The organism is Ornithinimicrobium flavum, assembly GCF_004526345.1.
Taxonomy (GTDB): domain Bacteria; phylum Actinomycetota; class Actinomycetes; order Actinomycetales; family Dermatophilaceae; genus Ornithinicoccus; species Ornithinicoccus flavus.
The window spans coordinates 1,071,238-1,088,523 of the sequence record NZ_CP038213.1; the positions used below are offsets into that span (position 1 = coordinate 1,071,238).

General features: G+C 73.6%; 16 protein-coding genes. 13 read left to right on the forward strand and 3 right to left on the reverse strand.

From position 1 onward, the window contains the following. The first annotated feature begins 31 nt into the window (after nucleotides 1-31). Nucleotides 32-388 carry an arsenate reductase ArsC gene (locus E3Z34_RS05030; RefSeq protein ID WP_238695452.1) on the forward strand — a complete coding sequence of 119 codons (357 nt, stop codon included), beginning with the start codon at nucleotides 32-34 and terminating at the stop codon, nucleotides 386-388. A gap of 43 nt (nucleotides 389-431) precedes the next feature. Here E3Z34_RS05030 and E3Z34_RS05035 read toward each other — a convergent pair whose 3' ends face one another. Then, nucleotides 432-812 carry an ArsR/SmtB family transcription factor gene (locus E3Z34_RS05035; RefSeq protein WP_134772725.1) on the reverse strand — a complete coding sequence of 127 codons (381 nt, stop codon included), beginning with the start codon at nucleotides 810-812 and terminating at the stop codon, nucleotides 432-434. 92 nt (nucleotides 813-904) lie between these two features. Between E3Z34_RS05035 and holA the strand changes: the two genes are divergently transcribed. From holA to E3Z34_RS05070, 7 genes are all read left to right on the forward strand, one after another. Next, on the forward strand, nucleotides 905-1,888 hold the full coding sequence (holA, locus tag E3Z34_RS05040) for a DNA polymerase III subunit delta (protein ID WP_134772726.1): 984 nt from the start codon (nucleotides 905-907) through the stop codon (nucleotides 1,886-1,888). 45 nt (nucleotides 1,889-1,933) lie between these two features. After that, the gene (locus E3Z34_RS05045; protein ID WP_134772727.1) at nucleotides 1,934-3,226 is read left to right on the forward strand and encodes an MFS transporter; all 1,293 of its coding nucleotides are present in this window, start codon (nucleotides 1,934-1,936) and stop codon (nucleotides 3,224-3,226) included. A 229-nt stretch (nucleotides 3,227-3,455) separates the two neighbouring features. Next, a complete protein-coding gene (gene rpsT, locus E3Z34_RS05050) occupies nucleotides 3,456-3,722 on the forward strand; it encodes a 30S ribosomal protein S20 (RefSeq protein ID WP_134772728.1) in 267 nt (88 codons plus the stop codon). 227 nt (nucleotides 3,723-3,949) lie between these two features. After that, nucleotides 3,950-6,901, forward strand: a complete 2,952-nt coding sequence (locus E3Z34_RS05055; RefSeq protein WP_134772729.1) for a leucine--tRNA ligase — start codon at nucleotides 3,950-3,952, stop codon at nucleotides 6,899-6,901. A gap of 10 nt (nucleotides 6,902-6,911) precedes the next feature. Beyond that, on the forward strand, nucleotides 6,912-7,772 hold the full coding sequence (locus tag E3Z34_RS05060) for a DegV family protein (RefSeq protein ID WP_134772730.1): 861 nt from the start codon (nucleotides 6,912-6,914) through the stop codon (nucleotides 7,770-7,772). A 293-nt stretch (nucleotides 7,773-8,065) separates the two neighbouring features. Further along, nucleotides 8,066-9,313, forward strand: a complete 1,248-nt coding sequence (locus E3Z34_RS18575; protein ID WP_238695355.1) for an SLBB domain-containing protein — start codon at nucleotides 8,066-8,068, stop codon at nucleotides 9,311-9,313. Nucleotides 9,314-9,316: 3 nt separating this feature from the next. Then, nucleotides 9,317-11,926, forward strand: a complete 2,610-nt coding sequence (locus E3Z34_RS05070; protein ID WP_134772731.1) for a ComEC/Rec2 family competence protein — start codon at nucleotides 9,317-9,319, stop codon at nucleotides 11,924-11,926. 58 nt (nucleotides 11,927-11,984) lie between these two features. Here E3Z34_RS05070 and E3Z34_RS05075 read toward each other — a convergent pair whose 3' ends face one another. After that, a complete protein-coding gene (locus E3Z34_RS05075; protein ID WP_238695356.1) occupies nucleotides 11,985-12,965 on the reverse strand; it encodes a LysR family transcriptional regulator in 981 nt (326 codons plus the stop codon). Between the two features lie 121 nt (nucleotides 12,966-13,086). Here E3Z34_RS05075 and E3Z34_RS05080 point away from each other — a divergent pair, with 121 nt between their 5' ends. The 3 genes from E3Z34_RS05080 to E3Z34_RS05090 all read left to right on the forward strand — a co-directional run bounded on the left by E3Z34_RS05080 (nucleotide 13,087) and on the right by E3Z34_RS05090 (nucleotide 15,726). Further along, a complete protein-coding gene (locus E3Z34_RS05080) occupies nucleotides 13,087-14,097 on the forward strand; it encodes a Sir2 family NAD-dependent protein deacetylase (RefSeq protein WP_238695357.1) in 1,011 nt (336 codons plus the stop codon). A gap of 106 nt (nucleotides 14,098-14,203) precedes the next feature. Continuing rightward, nucleotides 14,204-15,232, forward strand: a complete 1,029-nt coding sequence (locus E3Z34_RS05085) for a DUF2382 domain-containing protein (protein ID WP_238695358.1) — start codon at nucleotides 14,204-14,206, stop codon at nucleotides 15,230-15,232. Nucleotides 15,233-15,393: 161 nt separating this feature from the next. Then, nucleotides 15,394-15,726 carry a PRC-barrel domain-containing protein gene (locus E3Z34_RS05090; RefSeq protein WP_134772732.1) on the forward strand — a complete coding sequence of 111 codons (333 nt, stop codon included), beginning with the start codon at nucleotides 15,394-15,396 and terminating at the stop codon, nucleotides 15,724-15,726. Nucleotides 15,727-15,877: 151 nt separating this feature from the next. Here the strand turns inward: E3Z34_RS05090 and lexA are convergent, their stop codons facing one another. After that, nucleotides 15,878-16,606 (reverse strand): transcriptional repressor LexA, encoded by a 729-nt coding sequence (gene lexA, locus E3Z34_RS05095; RefSeq protein WP_134772733.1) that lies wholly within the window; start codon nucleotides 16,604-16,606, stop codon nucleotides 15,878-15,880. 266 nt (nucleotides 16,607-16,872) lie between these two features. Here lexA and E3Z34_RS17615 point away from each other — a divergent pair, with 266 nt between their 5' ends. Together E3Z34_RS17615 and E3Z34_RS05100 are read left to right on the forward strand one after the other, a co-directional pair. Then, nucleotides 16,873-17,046 carry a hypothetical protein gene (locus E3Z34_RS17615; RefSeq protein WP_158288605.1) on the forward strand — a complete coding sequence of 58 codons (174 nt, stop codon included), beginning with the start codon at nucleotides 16,873-16,875 and terminating at the stop codon, nucleotides 17,044-17,046. Between the two features lie 17 nt (nucleotides 17,047-17,063). Next, a complete protein-coding gene (locus E3Z34_RS05100) occupies nucleotides 17,064-17,282 on the forward strand; it encodes a LysM peptidoglycan-binding domain-containing protein (RefSeq protein WP_134772734.1) in 219 nt (72 codons plus the stop codon). Nucleotides 17,283-17,286: the final 4 nt, after the last annotated feature.

A 17,286-nucleotide genomic window follows, 5' to 3' on the forward strand; every position in this document is an offset into this window, starting at 1 on the left:
CGTCTGCGTCCACAACGCGGGCCGCTCGCAGATGGCCGCGGCCTACCTGCAGCACCTGGCCGACGGGGCGGTCGAGGTCCTCTCGGCCGGCTCCGCACCGGCGGACCAGGTCAACCCGGCCGCCGTCCAGGCTATGGCCGAGGAGGGCATCGACATCACGGCCGAGCAGCCCAAGCTCCTGACCGACGGAGCCGTCCGTGCCTCGGACGTCGTCATCACGATGGGCTGCGGCGACACCTGCCCCGTCTATCCCGGGAAGCGCTACGAGGACTGGGAGCTGGACGATCCTGCCGGCCAGGGCGTGAAGGCGGTGCGGCCCATCCGGGACGAGATCCGGGCGCGGGTCACGGCCCTCATCGCGTCGTTGGACGTGCCGGCCCGCGACTGACCCGAGGCGGTCGTCCGGGGACGGCCGGCAGGGCCGGCACCGGTCAGCAGCACCCGTCCGCCGGCGCCGCGCCCACCCTCTCGGACAGCGCGAGGAAGCCGCGCACCTGCTCGAGCGGCGCGCGGCGGACCGTCCAGTGCACCCAGCGGCCGCGCTTGTCACGGTCGACCAGACCGGCCTCGTGCAGCTTGTGCATGTGGAAGGACAGGGTGGGCTGGCTGATCTGCAGGGCCGTCGGGAGATGGCACGCGCAGGCGGTGCCGGACTGCGACTCGGCGAGGTACTGCAGCAGCCGGACCCGCGTCGGGTCGGCCAACGCCTTGAAGACCAGCGCCAGGTCCTCGGCCTGGCCGCGGGGGAGCAGGTCGCAGTCCGCACCGGGGCAGCAGACGTCCTCGGTGCTCACGGTCGGTGGCGCGGTCATCTCCCCAGCGTACGCCCCACATCGATGATCGTCCATGCATGCGTGTGGACGGCCGCGTCGGGGTGTCGGCGGCGCGTGGCAGGCTGGGGCCCGTGAGCACACCCCCGCCCTTCGTCCTCGTCACCGGCCCGGAGGAGCTGCTGGCCGAGCGGGCCACCGAGTCGGTCGTGCAGGCGGTGAGGGCCGCCGAGCCCGAGGTCGAGGTCGTCCGGCTCCACGCCTCCGCCTACCAGCCCGGCGAGCTGCTGGTCCACGCGAGCCCGAGCCTGTTCGGTGGGTCGACGGTGCTCGTCGTGCACGACATGGACGAGGCCGACGACGCGCTCGTCGACGACCTGAGCGCCTACCTCGAGCAACCCGCGGACGGCGTCACCCTCGTCGTCCGCCACAAGCAGGGCAACCGCGGCAAGCGCGTGCTCGACGCGCTGCGGAAGGCCGACGCCCGGGTGGTGGAGGCCAAGGCGGTCCGGACCGAGAAGGACAAGCACGACTTCGTGGTCAAGGAGTTCCGCGCGGCGCGTCGCAAGATCGCGCCGGAGGCGGTGAACGCCCTCGTCCTGGCGGTCGGCAAGGACCTGCGCGAGCTCGCCGGCGCCTGCGCGCAGCTCGTGCGGGACGTCGAGGGTCTCGTCGAAGCGGAGGACGTCGCCACCTACTACGGCGAGAAGGTCGAGACCACCGGCTTCAAGGTCGCCGAGGCGGCCCTCGCCGGTCAGGAGGCGGTGGCGATGCGCCTGCTGCGGCACGCGATGCTGGGTGGGCTTGACCCGGTGCCGATCGTGGCGGTGCTGGCGATGCAGCTGCGCCAGGTGGGCCGGGTCGCGGCCGCGGGCCGGGGCAGCGCCGGGCAGCTCGCCAAGGACCTCGGTATGGCGCCGTGGCAGGTCGACCAGGCCCGCCGGGTCGCCCAGGCCTGGGACGGTCCGCGGCTCGGGGCGGCCATCCAGGCGGTGGCCGCGGCCGACGTCGACGTCAAGGGCGGCATCCGCACCGAGGCCGCCGTGCGCAGCCCGGAGTACGCGGTGGAGCGCGCCGTCCTGGAGGTGTGCCGCCTGCGTCAGGCGGGCACGAGGTAGCCCGCGGCGGCACCGCATACCCGCAGCGGCGTAGATTGCCTCCTCGTGCGATCCCTCCGGGGCCTGGTGGCCGACACCCGCCCCCTGCGGAACGCGCACTTCAAACGGCTGTGGCTGGCCAACATCGTCACCGTCATCGGCGCCCAGCTCACGGTCGTCGCGGTGCCGGCGCAGATCTACGTCATGACCGGGTCGTCGGCGTACGTCGGGCTCACCGGCCTGTTCGGGCTGGTGCCGCTCGTCGTCTTCGGGCTGTGGGGCGGCGCGCTCGCCGACGTCTTCGACCGGCGCACGATCCTGCTCGTCACGACCATCGGGCTCATCGTCACCAGCGGCCTCTTCTGGCTCCAGTCGGCGGTCGGCGGGACCGACGGGTTCGGGGTGTGGTGGCTGCTGGTCCTCTTCGCCGTCCAGCAGGCGTTCTTCGCCGTCAACCAGCCGACCCGCAGCGCGATCCTGCCCTCCCTGCTGCCGAGCGAGCTGATCCCCTCCGCGGCCTCCCTCAACATGACCGTCATGCAGGCCGGCGCCATCGCGGGGCCGCTCGTCGGCGGCATGCTCATCCCCGTCCTCGGCTTCGCCTGGCTCTACGCCCTGGACACGGTCACGCTCCTCGCCACGCTATGGGCCGTGCTGGGGCTGCCCTCGCTCGCCGTCGAGGGCTCGACCGCGCGGGTGCCGGGGATGCGCTCGGTCGTCGACGGCCTGGCCTACCTGCGCCACCACCCGGTGCTCATGATGTCCTTCGTCGTCGACATCATCGCCATGGTCTTCGGTATGCCGCGGGCGCTGTTCCCGGAGATGGCGCACCTCAGCTTCGGCGGGGACCCCGAGGGCGGGCTGGTCTTCGCCCTCCTCTTCGCGGCGATCCCGGCCGGGGCGGTGCTCGGCGGGGTGCTGTCGGGGTGGGTGTCCCGGGTGGAGCGCCAGGGGCTGGCCGTGATCGTCTGCATCCTGGTGTGGGGAGCGGCGATGACCGGCTTCGGGGTGGCGGTGCTCCTCGCCGACCTGTCGCGGCCGCTCATGCTGGCCGCGGCCCTCTCCTGCCTGGCGCTGGGCGGGGCGGCCGACATGGCCTCGGCGGCGTTCCGCACGAGCATGCTCCTCACCGCGGCCGACGACAACGTGCGGGGGAGGCTGCAGGGCGTCTTCATCGTGGTCGTCGCCGGTGGCCCGAGGGTCGCGGACGTGCTGCACGGCGCCTCGGCCGCCATGGTGGGCGCGGCCGTCGCCGCGGCCGGTGGCGGGGTGCTCGTCATCGTCGGCACCCTGGTCGCGGCCCTGCTGGTGCCGTCCTTCGTGCGCTACCGGGTGGTCCGGGACCAGCGGGCGACGTGAGGCCGGGCCGACCGGCGACGACGAGGGCGACGGCCGGCGGGACGACGTTTGGGCCCCACGGGAGCACGCTGCTAGATTAGGAGACCGCGTGCGCGCTCGGTCGTGCGCGCAACGCACCGCATCACCCGCGTTCCTGGCCTCGCCAGGGCACCCCCACGCCGCAATCGGCCGGAGCGCGGTCGTCGCCCTCTACGACACCCATTCAACGACTGAGCAGGAAGAGCACTTCGTGGCAAACATCAAGTCCCAGATCAAGCGCGTCAAGACCAACGCCAAGCGGACCGAGCGCAACCGCGCCTACAAGTCCGAGCTGCGCACCTTCCTCCGCAAGTTCCGCGAGGCCGTCGACAGCGGCGACGCGGGCAAGGCCGAGGATGCGCTGAAGGTGGCCTCGCGCAAGCTGGACAAGGCCGTCTCCAAGGGCGTCATCCACAAGAACCAGGCCGCCAACAAGAAGTCGGCCATGGCCAAGAAGTTCCACTCGATCGGCGCCTGAGCCTCTCAGCCGCCGACGAGCCGCCAGCGGGCGCCCGACCCTCCGGGGACGGGCGCCCGCTGCGCTATGGTGGGACCCATCATGACGACCCGCTGCGAGCTCCTCCTTACGCAGCCGCGCTGACCCACGCACCACCCAGCGCGGCTGACCCCTCCTGAGCGAGGGGCTTTTTTGTGCACCGAGCGGCATACCCAGAGCACAGCAGCGAGACGACGACAAGGACGACGATGAGCGAGCGCATCCCCCAGCACCGCTACACGGCCGAGCTGGCCAACCAGATCGAGGCCCGGTGGCAGGACCGCTGGGAGGCCGAGGAGACTTTCACCTCGGCCAACCCGGCCGGTCCCTGGGCCACCCCCGAGGACCCCCGCCTCGCCCCCGGACGTCCGCACCGCTTCATCATGGACATGTTCCCCTACCCCTCCGGGGCGGGCCTGCACGTCGGGCACCCGCTCGGCTTCATCGCCACCGACGTCCACGCGCGGTTCCAGCGCACCACCGGCGCCAACGTGCTGCACACGATGGGTTTCGACGCCTTCGGGCTGCCGGCCGAGCAGTATGCCGTGCAGACCGGGCAGCACCCCCGCGTCACCACCGAGGCCAACATGGAGGTCTACCGCCGCCAGCTGCGCCGGCTCGGGATGGGTCACGAGCAGCGCCGCAGCTTCGCCACCATCGACCCCGACTACTACCGCTGGACCCAGTGGATCTTCACCCAGATCTTCGAGTCCTGGTACGACCCCGAGGCGGCGCCGCGCGAGGGCTCCGGGCAGCGCACGCCCGGGCGGGCCCGGCCGATCAGCGAGCTGGTCGAGCAGTTCGAGTCGGGCCGGCGCGCGATGAGCGACGGCGGCCTGTGGGCGGAGAGGTCGCCGACGGAGCGGGCGCAGGAGCTGGACCGCTACCGGCTGGCCTACCTGTCCCAGGCGCCGGTCAACTGGTGCCCCGGCCTGGGCACCGTGCTGGCCAACGAGGAGGTCACCGCCGACGGCAAGTCCGAGCGGGGTGACTTCCCGGTCTTCAAGCGCAGCCTGAGCCAGTGGAAGATGCGGATCACGGCGTATGCCGACCGCCTCACCGACGACCTGGAGCGGCTGGACTGGCCGGAGAAGGTCAAGCTCATGCAGCGCAACTGGATCGGCCGCTCCACCGGGGCCGACGTGCGCTTCGAGGTGCCCTCGGACGACGGTGACACGGTCTTCCCGATCCACGTCTTCACCACCCGGCCCGACACCCTGTTCGGCGCCACCTTCATGGTGGTCGCGCCGGAGCACCCCTTCCTGGAGCGGGCCCTGGCAGAGGACGACGGGACCGTCCCGCACGCCTGGCCCGAGGGCACCAGGCCCGCCTGGACCGGCGGCCACCCCGACCCGCGGACGGCGGTGACGGCATACCAGCAGATGGCCTCGACCAAGAGCGACGTGGAGCGGCAGGCGGACTCGAAGACCAAGTCCGGCGTCTTCACCGGCGCCTTCGCGACCAACCCGGTCAACGGGGCCCAGATCCCGGTCTTCGTCGCCGACTACGTGCTCATGGGCTACGGGACCGGGGCCATCATGGCCGTCCCCGGCCAGGACCAGCGCGACTGGGACTTCGCGGTCGCCTACGACCTGCCGATCATCCGCACCGTGCAGCCGACCGAGGGGTTCCCGCAGGACCAGGCGTTCACCGGCGACGGCCCGGCGATCAACTCCGCGAACGACGAGGTCAGCCTGGACGGGCTGGGGGTCGACGAGGCCAAGGAGCGGATCATCGCCTGGCTGGACGAGAAGGGGCTGGGGGAGCCGACCGTGACCTACCGGCTGCGCGACTGGCTCTTCAGCCGGCAGCGCTACTGGGGCGAGCCCTTCCCGATCGTCTGGGACGAGGACGGCGTGGCGCACTCCGTGCCCGACTCGATGCTGCCGGTCGAGCTGCCGGACGTGCCCGACTACAGCCCGCGGACCTTCGACGCGCAGGACGCGGACAGCTCGCCGGAGGCCCCGCTGGCGCGCGCCACCGAGTGGGTCGAGGTGGAGCTGGACCTGGGGGACGGGCGCGGTCTGCGGCGCTTCCGCCGGGAGACCAACACCATGCCCAACTGGGCCGGGTCGTGCTGGTACTACCTGCGCTACCAGGACCCCGCCAACGACCAGGCGCCCGTCGATCCCGAGGTCGAGCGCTACTGGACCGGCCCGCGGGCCGAGCCGGTGCCCGGCGCGCCGGAGGGATCGGTCGACCCCGGTGGGGTCGACCTCTACGTCGGGGGTGTCGAGCACGCGGTGCTGCACCTGCTCTACTCCCGCTTCTGGCACAAGGTGCTCTTCGACCTGGGTCACGTGAGCAGCGAGGAGCCCTTCCGCAAGCTCATCAACCAGGGCATGATCGAGGCCTGGGTCTACCGCGACGAGCGCGGCTTCCCCGTGCCGGCCGAGGAGGTCGAGCACCACGTCTCCGAGGACGGCACTGCGTCATACACCTGGAACGGGCAGGCCGTCACCCAGGAGTACGGCAAGATGGGCAAGTCCCTGAAGAACGTCGTCACCCCGGACGAGATGTGCGAGCAGTACGGCGCCGACACCTTCCGGGTCTACGAGATGTCCATGGGCCCCCTGGAGCAGTACCGCCCGTGGGAGACGCGGGCCGTCGTCGGCAGCCAGCGCTTCCTGCAGCGCCTGTGGCGCAACGTCGTCGACGAGGAGACCGGGAAGTTGCGAGTCACCGACGAGCCCCTGTCGGCGGAGCTGGAGAAGGCGCTGCACCGCACCATCGACGGCGTCCGCGCCGACTACGAGGCGCTGCGGACCAACACCGCCGTCGCCAAGATGATCGAGCTCAACAACCTGCTGACCCGGACCGGACAGACCCCGCGCGCGGTCATCGAGCCCCTGGTGCAGATGGTCGCCCCGGTGGCGCCCCACCTGGCCGAGGAGCTGTGGGAGCGACTGGGGCACACCACCTCGCTGGCCTTCGATCCCTTCCCGGAGGCGGACCCGGCCATGCTCGTGGACGACACCGTCACCTGCGTGGTCCAGGTGAAGGGCAAGGTGCGCGACCGGCTGGAGGTGGCTGCCGACATCGCCGCCGAGGAGCTGGAGGCCCTGGCCCTGGCCAGCGAGAAGGTGCGGGCCCACGTCGGGGACGCGCCGGTCCGCAAGGTCGTCGTGCGGGCGCCCAGCCTCGTCAACATCGTCGTCTGAGGACGCGCCCGTGGCCGTCGCCGTCGTCACCGACAGCACCTCCTGCCTCACCCCGGACCGGGCCGAGCGGGAGGGGCTGACGGTCGTGCCCCTTCACGTGCTGGTCGCCGGGGAGGACCGGGTGGCGGTCCGTGAGATCTCCCCCGGCGAGGTGGCCGACATCCTGCGCCGCGGCAAGGAGCGGGTCAGCACCTCGATGGTCACGCCCGGCGAGTTCGTCGAGGCCTTCCGGGAGGTGGCCGGCCGGACCGGGTGCGAGGAGATCGTGTCGGTCCACCTGTCGGGGAGGATCAGCGGCACGGTCGAGTCGGCCCGGTCGGCCGCGTCGGAGCTCACGGGCGAGCTGCGGGTGGACGTCGTGGACTCCGGGGTGCTGGGCATGGCGCTCGGGTATGCCGCCTGCACCGGTGCCCGGGCGGCGGCCGACGGCGGGGGTATGGAGGAGGTCGTGCGGGCCGTCGAGGCTCGCGCCGCCGGGACGCGCACCTGGTTCTACGTCGACACGCTGGAGCACCTGCGGCGGGGTGGTCGGATCGGGCGCGCGCAGGCCCTGCTGGGCTCGGCGCTCGCGATCAAGCCGCTGCTGACCGTCCGGGACGGGGAGGTCGCCGCGCAGGAGAAGGTCCGGACCCGGGCCAAGGCGCTCAGCCGGCTGGTGGAGCACGCCGCCGAGGCGGTCGCCGACGCCGGTGGGCCGGGGTCGGGGGTCGAGGTCGCCGTGCACGAGCTGGCGGCGCGGGAGGCCGCCGAGGAGCTGGCGTCCACCCTGGCCGGGCGGACCGGGGTGGAGCCCGAGATCGTAGAGCTGGACCCGGTGGTCGGCAGCCACACCGGCCCGGGGACGCTCGCGGTCGTCGTCGCGCCCCGCTGAGCGGCGCCCCCCGGGGTCACCCCCTCACTCGGCAGGTGCCTGCGTCTTCCGCTGAGTCGGCACCCGCCCTCGTCGCCGTGCCCACCGCCCGTCACTGAGCGCCGCGTCGTCATCCTCGAGCCGCTTCGTCATCGTGGAGCCGGTTCGAGTCGGCTCGTAGATGACGAACCGGCTCGGAGTGCCTGTGACCGTGACGCACGTCCGGCGTCCACACCCGGGGTCGGCCCTCGGGCGTCCTCCACAGACTCGGTCACGGTCCTGCCCCGGAGGCCGGACCTGCCTAGCGTTCGGGCATGCCGCCTCCTTCCGTCCCAGGCCTGCCCGCCGGCCATGACCAGCACCAGGGGCGGCACCGCAGGGGACGGGTCGTGCCGGAGGACGCGTGGGAGGACTGGGACGAGGTCGCCGGGAGCGGAGAGGAAGCACCCGATCCCCCCGAGTCCGCGCCGCGCGGGGAGCGCGAGGTGCGCCTGCTCTCGGGGGAACGAGAGGTATGCCTCCTACCGGGGGAGGGTGAGGTGCGCCTGCCGCCGGGGGAGCGCGAGGTGCGCCTGCCGCCGGTGGAGCGCGAGGTGCGCCTGCCGCCGGGGGAGGGTGAGGTGCGCCTGCCGCCGGGGGAGGGTGAGGTGCGCCTGCCGCCGGTGGAGCGCGACGATGCTGGCGAGGTGGACCGGGAGGACGGGGGCGGTCGGGTCCGGGTCCTCACCGTGCCCGCGTCGCTGCGGTCCGTGGACGTGCGGGTCGGCGCCCGGGCGGTGCGGGGTCTGCTGCTGGTCGGGGCGGTCGTGCTGCTCGTCCTGGGCGGTCGGTGGTGGTGGGTGGCGCAGGGTGCGGGGGCGGAGCCCGTGCCTGCCGGACCGGCCACCCCGGTGGCCCCGCCATCGGTGGAGGCGACGGGGCCGGGAGGTCAGGGCCCGGATCACGGAGGGTCAACGGACCCGGAGGCTGGGGAGGGAAGCGAGGACGCGGAGACCGAGGACGCGGAGAGCGCCGCCACCGCGACCACCACCCAGGCCACCGCCTCCGCCCATGGAGCCGGGACAGGGGCAGCGCCCGGGGGGATCACGGTGGTCGTGCACGTGGTGGGGGAGGTGCGTCGCCCGGGCGTGGTCGAGCTGGCGGCAGGGTCCCGCGTCGCCGACGCGGTGGAGGCGGCCGGCGGCCTGACCGATGCGGCCGACCAGGCGTCGCTCAACCTGGCCCGCACCCTGGTCGACGGGGAGCAGGTCTGGGTGGGCGCCCCGGGGGAGGAACCCCCCTTCCCCGGCGTCGGGGCCGGGGGCGGGGGTGCCGGTTCTGCGGGGGGAGGCACCGTGGTGGGTGCCCCTCCGGACGCCCCTCCGCCGCCGCTCGACCTCAACCTGGCGACCCAGGCCGACCTGGAGGAGCTGCCCGGGATCGGTCCGGTCACGGCGGGGCACATCCTGGCCTGGCGTGATCAGCACGGCAGGTTCACCCTCGTCGAGGAGCTGATGGAGGTCAGCGGCATCGGCGAACGCACCTTCGCCCAGCTCGAACCCCTCGTCTCGGTCGGAGGATGAGGGGTGCCGACGTCGGACCGCACGGGTGCCGCTAGGACCAACGTCCGGAAGGCTCTCACCGGGGAGGCGACTGTCTCCGAACCGCGGGGCCGGGAGGCGACGGCCTCCGAGCCGCCGGGCCGGGAGGCGACGGCCTCCGAACCGCCGGGCCGGGAGGCGACGGCCTCCGAACCGCCGGGCCGGGAGGCGACGGCCTCCGAACCGCCGGGCCGGGAGCCCCTGGACCTCCGCCTCCTGCTTCCGGCCCTCGTGGCCTGGGCCGTGCTCGTGGCGCTGCTCCCGCACCCTCCTGCCGTGCTGGGGGCCGTGGCCGTGGTGTGCCTGGCGCTGTCCCTCCTGGGTCTGCGGCGGTGGCGCCGGCCGGGGCGTCGACCGCGTGTAGCGCCCCGGCAGGAGCGCGCGGCCGCACCAGCAGGCACGCGCACCCGGTCGACGGGCTGGGCGGGGGTGGCGGTGCTCTCCCTCGCTGCCACGGGGGTGGTGTGCGCCGGTGCCGCGGTGCACGTGGCCCAGGCCCGGACCGGGCCGGTGGCGGGCTGGGCGCAGGAGCGTGCCGTGACCGAGGCGGAGCTGGTGGTGACCACGGAGCCCAGGGTGGTGACGCGCGGGGACGAGCGACCCCCGCTCGTCGTGCTCGAGGCGCGCGTGGTAGCGGTCGAGGCCCGAGGCCAGCGGTCCACGCCGCGGACCCCCGTGCTCGTCCTGGCCTCCGCCGGCCAGGGTGGGAGGACGTGCGCTGGCACAGCCGGGTGCTCGCCTCGGGCCGGTGGGCCCCCGCCGAGCCGGGGAGCGGACCGTGGCGGTCCTCACCCCCCGCCCCCCCGGTCCCCGGTCCTGACCGAGGACGCCGGTGCGGTGCTCCGCGGGGTGGACGTGGTGCGCGAGCGCTTCCGCCAGGCCCTGCACCCGCTGCCTGCAGATGCGCGCGGCCTCGTGCCGGGCCTGGTCATCGGCGACACCTCGCTGACCCCGCCGGACCTGACCGAGGCGATGCGCGCCACCGGCATGACCCACCTGTCCGCCGTCAGCGGCAGCAACGTGGCCATCATCATGGGCGGTGTCGCCGTGCTGCTGGCCCGGGTCGGGGCGCCGCGGCGCTGGCGGGTGCCCCTGGTGCTGCTGAGCCTGGTCGGCTTCATCCTGCTGTGCCGGCCCGAGCCGTCCGTGCTGCGGGCCGGGGTCATGGGGGCGGTGGGTCTGCTCGCCCTCACCTCGGGGCGGCGGAGGATCAGCCTGCCCGCCCTGGGCTGCGCGGTGCTCGGTCTGCTCGTCGTCGACCCCTGGCTGGCGCGGTCCTACGGGTTCGCGCTGTCGACGCTGGCCACCCTCGGGCTGGTGCTCTGGGCCCGTCCGTGGGGGCTGGCGATGGCCGGCCACCTGCCCAGGCGGCTGGGACTGCTCGGGCACGCGACCGCCATACCCCTTGCGGCGCAGGTGATCTGCGCTCCGGTGATCGTGCTGCTCCAGGGAAGCATCACCACGGTCGCCGTCCTGGCGAACCTGCTCTCGGCACCGCTCGTGGCGCCCACCACGATCCTGGGGGTGGTCTCCGCCTGCCTCGCCCCCCTGTCCGTGACCACGGCCCGGTGGGTGGCCTGGCTGGCCGCCGTGCCCGCCTGGCTCATCGGGCGCATCGCGCGCGTGTGCGCGCAGCTGCCCTACGGCACGGTCGACTGGGTGGACGGCGTCGCCGGGGCGTGGTTGCTGGCCGTGCTGACGGTGGCGGCGCTCGTGACCGCGCCGTGGTGGCGGCATCAGCTCGGGCGGCGGCCGTGGTGGGTCGTGGCCCTCGGGGGCGGACTCGTCGCCTGGGTGTGGCCGGCGCCGACCCTGCAGGGGTGGCCACCGCCCGGGTGGGTCGTCGTCGGGTGCGACGTGGGCCAGGGCGACGCCTTCGTGATCCGCACCGGTCCTGCGCGCGCGGTGCTCGTCGACACGGGCCCGGAGCCGGACCCCGTCGCAGCGTGCCTGCGGGACCTGGGTGTGCGCCACGTGGACCTGCTCGTGCTGAGCCACTTCCACGCCGACCACGTGGGTGGGGTCCCGGGGGTGCTGGCGGCCACGGACGTCGCTACCGCCTTCGTCAGCCCCGTCCGGGAGCCACCGGAGGTCGCCGCACGGACGGCGGCGCAGCTGGAGGCGGCCGGCGTGCCGGTGGACGCGGTGGGAGCGGGGGTGCGGGTGCGCATCGACGACGTGGTCGTGGAGGTGCTCGGTCCCGGCGACCGTCCGGTCGTGGGAGGGTCGGCGGCCAACAACGGCAGCGTCGTCCTGGACGTGGACGCCGCCGGCACACGCATCCTGCTCACCGGCGACCTCGAGCCGGAGGGCGCCCGCCCGGTGCGGGACCGCGTGCGGGGTCGGGACTACGACATCCTCAAGGTCGCCCACCACGGCTCGGCCGCCCAGGACGACCGCCTGGTGCGCGACGCCCGGGCGGAGGTCGCGCTCATCGGGGTGGGGGCGGAGAACACGTTCGGGCATCCTGCGCCGAGCGCGCTGAGCCTGCTGAGGGAGAGTGGTGCGCTGGTCCTGAGGACGGACACCGACGGTGCCGTGGCCGTCTCCCGGGACGAGCGGGGCAGGCTCCTGGTGCACCGGCGGGACGGGTGAGGATGGTGTCCGCGCCGGGTGGACCCAGCACCCGTCACCCGCACCCGACCCTGAACGGTCAGTCCCCGGCGGCCCCCGCGGACCCGAGGGACAGCGAGCCCGCGGGCTCGATCGGGACGCACCCGTGACCGCCCAGCTCGCGTGCGCTGGAGCACAGGGCGTCCAGCGCCGCCCCGACCGCGGGCACGCGCTGCAGGTCGGGCGTCGTGACGACCTGGACGATCCGGCGCGAGGGCGGAGAGACCGGACGGGTGACCACGTCCGGGTGCGAGACGGTGCTGAGGATGAGCTGGGGCACCAGTGCCACCCCGAGTCCCGCCGCCACCAGGCCGAGGACGGCCACGTAGTCCTCGGTCTCGAAGGTGACGTCCGGGTCGAAGCCGGCGTCGTGGGCCAGGGTGAGCAGGTGGCCCCGGCAGCGGGGGCAGCCCGCGATCCACCGGTCGGCCGAGAGGTCGGACAGGTCGACCTCGTCCTGGTCGGCCAACGGGTGGTCCTTCGGCAGGGCCAGCATGACGGGGTCGGTCAGCACGTCCATCACGACCAGGCCGTTGAGGTCGTCCTCGCCGCGTCCAGGGTCGTTGCCCTCGTAGGAGAAGGCCACCGCGAGGTCGACCCCGCCGGCGCGGATCGCCGCCAGCGACTCCGGGGGCTCGGCCTCGGAGAACTGCACCGTCACCGCCGGGTGGCTCTGCCGCAGCCTTGCCAGCGCGCGAGGCACCAAGGTGGCCGAGGAGGACGGGAAGGCCATGAGCCGCACCCGCCCGGCCTGCAGCCCGGCGATGGCGCTGACCTCGGCCTCGGCCTCGGCCAGCCGGTCCAGGATCTCCCCGGCCCGGCGGGCCAGCAGCTGCCCGGCCTCGGTCAGCCGGACCGTGCGCCCGATCCGCTCGACCAGGGCCGTCCCGGCCCGCTGCTCGAGCCTGCGCACCATCTGGGACACGGCCGGCTGGGTGTAGCCGAGCGCCTGGGCAGCGGCGGTGAACGAGCCCTCCTCGGCGATGGCCCGCATGACCCGCAGCCCTGCAGCGTCGAACATGCCTCCCACCCTAGTCGGGACGGCTCCGGCGGGCCCGGGCCCCGCAGCCCGGCAGGCGTGGACGGCATACTGACGCCGTGAAGGGTGCGGTGACCGGGCGGTGCGCAGGGACGGTGGACGGGTGAGCACGGGGGAGGGGCGGGCGCCCGCGGGCGGCGTCCGTCGGCACGTCCTGGGCCAGGAGCTGCGGGCGGCCGTGCCGCACCACCGGCTCCAGCCGCCGGTCCTGGACGGGCCCGTCGACCCCGGGCTCACCATGCCCCCGCCGGTCGAGGTCGACGACCACGGGTATGCCGTGCTCCGTGACCTGGTCGCCGGGGGCGGCGTGGTCGCCCTGACGGGGGCCGGGATGTCGACGGCGTCGGGGATCCCCGACTATCGCGGCCCGGACGGGCAGCGGCGCGTCACGCCGATGCAGCATGCCGAGTTCGTCGGGTCGTCGGAGGCACGCCGGCGCTACTGGGCCCGCGCCTTCGCCGGCTGGGAGAGGTTCGTCGCGGCGAGGCCGAACCTCGCCCACCGGTGCGTCGCCCGGCTGGAGCGCGCAGGGCTGGTGGACCATGTCATCACCCAGAACGTCGACGGCCTGCACCAGGAGGCCGGGTCGAGGCGGGTCCTGGAGCTGCACGGCTCGCTCGCGCGGGTCGAGTGCCTGGACTGCAGCGAGCGGACCACCCGGGAGCAGGTCCACGCCTGGCTCACCGAGGCGAACCCCGGGTTCCTGCGCCGGGCCAGCGACCCCGCTCAGGTTCGTCCGGACGGTGACGTGGCCCTGCCGGAGGCGTTGGTCGGTTCCTTCCGCGCGCCCCGGTGCCTCGTGTGCGGCGGGGACGTCCTCAAGCCGGACGTCGTCTTCTTCGGGGGGTCGGTGGACAAGCCGGTCGTCGCCCACGCCTTCGACCTGCTGGGACAGGCGCGGCTGCTGCTGGTGCTGGGCTCCTCGCTGCGGGTCATGAGCGGCTACCGCTTCGTGCGCCGGGCGGCTCGGGAGGGCATCCCGGTGGCCGTCGTCACCCGGGGCGACACGCGTGGGGAGGGTGAGCCGACGGTGCAGCTGGACGCCCTCCTGGGGGACGTCCTGCCGCGGCTCGTTGCCGATGTGACGCGTGGGGTCGAGGAGCCGCACCCCTGAGGGTGGGGGTGCCGTTTCATCGGGCCAGTGCCCGGGGACCTTTGCTTGACTCGATGAGCACGCCCGGTCCCCGCGACCGGGGTATCCGACTGATGGAGGAGCGCACGTGAGCATCACCCAGGAGCAGATCAACGACCTCTACGACGCCGAGGTCGTGACCCAGGACGACGACAACCTCGGTGGGGTCGGTGAGGTGTACCTCGACGACCAGACCGGCGAGCCGTCGTGGATCTCGGTCAAGACGGGCTGGTTCGGTGCCCGGCAGAGCCTGGTCCCTCTGCAGGACGCGGACCTCTCCGGCGGGCGGATCCGTGTCCCGCACACCAAGGACACCATCAAGAACGCGCCGAACGTCGACGCGGACCAGCACCTGTCGGAGGAGGAGCAGGACGAGCTCTTCCGCTACTACAGCGGGGCGGGTGTCGACACGAGCCGCTACGGCGCCGACGGGTTGGACGACCGTCGCGACGTGACCGAGGCCGACCCGGCCGTCGCCGGCGGCTTCAGCGCCGGGGGCGCCGACAGTGACCTGGACCGCGACCGAGGGACGCTGGCGGACACCGACCGCGACTCGGACGTGGACCGCGACCGCGGAGCGGGGCTCGGCGGGGACCGTGACCTGGACGTCGACCGGGACCGCGGTGCCGAGCTCGGTGGGGGTGTGGGCCGCGAGCGTGAGGGGTCCATGACCCTGCACGAGGAGCAGGTGGACGTCGGGACCGAGCGCGTCGAGACGGGGAGGGTGCGGCTGCGCAAGCACGTCGTGACCGACCAGGAGACCGTCACCGTGCCGGTGCAGCGTGAGGAGTTCGAGGTCGTCCGGGAGCCGGTGGCCGGTGAGGACGCCCGGGACGGCGCTCGGCTGGGTGAGGACGAGGCTGAGGTCACGCTGCACGAGGAGCGCCCTGTCGTGGACAAGGACGTGGTCGCCACCGAGCGCGTCGGCCTGGAGAAGCAGACCGTCACCGACGAGCAGCAGGTCGTCACCGACGTCTCGCACGAGGAGGTCGACGTCGACCGGGACACCACGGGAGACGCCGGGATCGCTGACGGTGGACCCCGCCAGGGGGACTGGGACGGCGACGGCGTGCGTGGCGAGGGCCTGGACCTGGACGGTGACAACCGCCGCGGCTGAGCCCCGCTGATCCTGCCCGACGGCCGCGTCCACCCCGGTGGAGGCGGCCGTCGGCGTCGGCGACCCAGGGCCTGAGGTGCACGTCTTGCAGCAGCGGCAGGGGGTGTGGTGTGATCCTCGGCGGCACGGGTGGTCTCCCGGGCGCCGGCATGGAGGTGGCCGTGATCACGCAGGAACAGCTCAACGCGCTCTACGACGCGGACGTGGTGGACCAGGACGGCGAGAAGGTCGGCGCGCTGGACCAGGTCTACATCGACAACGCCACGGGCGACCCTGCCTGGCTGACCGTCCGGACCGGGTGGATCGCCGGTCGCCGGTGCTTCTGCCCCCTGTCCAACGCCGAGATCGTCGACGCGCAGATCCGTCTGGCCTACACCGTCGAGATGATCAAGGGTGCTCCTGACATCCCCGTCGACCGGCACCTGACGGAGGACGAGGAGGAGCAGCTCCTGGAGTACTACTCCGTCGACGAGGGCCCCGCGCCCTCGGCCTGAGCAGCCCACCCGGCCCTCGCGCGGCCGTCGTCCCCCACCTCCGGCCGGCGGTATGACGTTGCCGCATGGCGACGCCGCCCCCGGCTGAGGATGGAGGATGCCGGGGGCGGCGTCGCGGTCGGTGGGCCGGCGGGCCGGCGGGGAGGAGAGGTCAGACGCGTCGCAGGACGGCCGTGACCTTGCCGAGGATGACGGCGTGGTCGCCGTCGATCGGCTCGTAGGCGGGGTTGTGGGGGATGAGCCAGGTCTTGCCGTTGGTGTTGCGGAACGTCTTCACCGTGGCCTCGTTGTCCAGCATCGCCGCCACGATGTCGCCGTTCACGGCCGTCGGCTGACGACGCACCACCACCCAGTCACCGTCGCAGATGGCGGCGTCCACCATCGAGTCGCCCACCACGTTGAGCAGGAAGAGCTCGCCGTCGCCGACGAGCTGCCGGGGCAGCGGGAAGACGTCCTCCACGGCCTCCTCCGCCAGGATCGGTCCACCGGCGGCGATCCGGCCCACGAGCGGGACGTAGGACGGGCGGGGGCGGGAGTCACCGATCCCCGTCTCGTCGTAGGTCGTCTCGGTCGTGGGGCTCACCGTGCCCCCGTCGGTGTCACCGCGGCGGTAGCCGTGCCCCTCTGCGCCGGGGTTGACGACCTCGATGGCACGAGGACGGTGCGGGTCGCGCCGCAGGAAACCCTTGCGCTCGAGCATCTTCAGCTGGTGCGCCACCGAGCTGGGGGAGGTCAGGCCCACCGCGTCACCGATCTCGCGCAGGCTGGGCGGGTAGCCCCGGGCGTCGACCGAGTCGCGGATGACGTCGAGGACGCGCCGCTGCCGGTTGGTGAGCGTCGCCCCACCGTCCCGGTCGGGCATCTCGTGAATCGTGGCCATGCTCTCCATCCCCTCGTCCGATGCTGCACCGGTCGTCCGGAGGTGCCCGGCCGGCCAGGCTGCCCGGGCATCAGCCCAGGTCAGCGGGTCTGTCGGTGGCGGGTGATTGTGTCACCGACATGAGCACAGCCTACGTGAGCAGCCCTGGCCGGACAAACATCTGTTCGGTCGGCGTGTCGACAACGTCGGACATCCGTGCTATCAATAGGACAGACGTCCGATCGGACACACGTCCGAGCCGGACCTCCCTGAGGAAGGTGACCAGCATGAGCACTGCGACCCTCGACCACCCGGTCCTGGCCCTGCCGGCCGCGCTGCGCCCCGGCGCGCGGCGCGCCGCCCGAGCCACCTGCGGCTCGTGGAGCCGTCGGCGCCGACGGCCTCGCGGACGACCCGCCGTCGGGCGCTGCGCATCACGCGTCGAGGGCGGCTGGCCCTGACGAGCAGCCTGACCCTCGTGGTGGCCCTCGTCGTCGCCTCCGTCATCGGCCTTTTGGGGCCCGCGGGAGCGACGACCTCGGTGGTCGTCGAGCCCGGCATGACCCTGTCTCAGATCGCGGCCGAGCAGCTGCCGGACGTCCCGCTGAGCCGGGCGATCGTCGACATCCAGCAGGCCAACAGGTTGTCGACGACGTCCATCGCGGCGGGTCAGGAGCTGGTGATCCCGTCCCGCTGAGCCG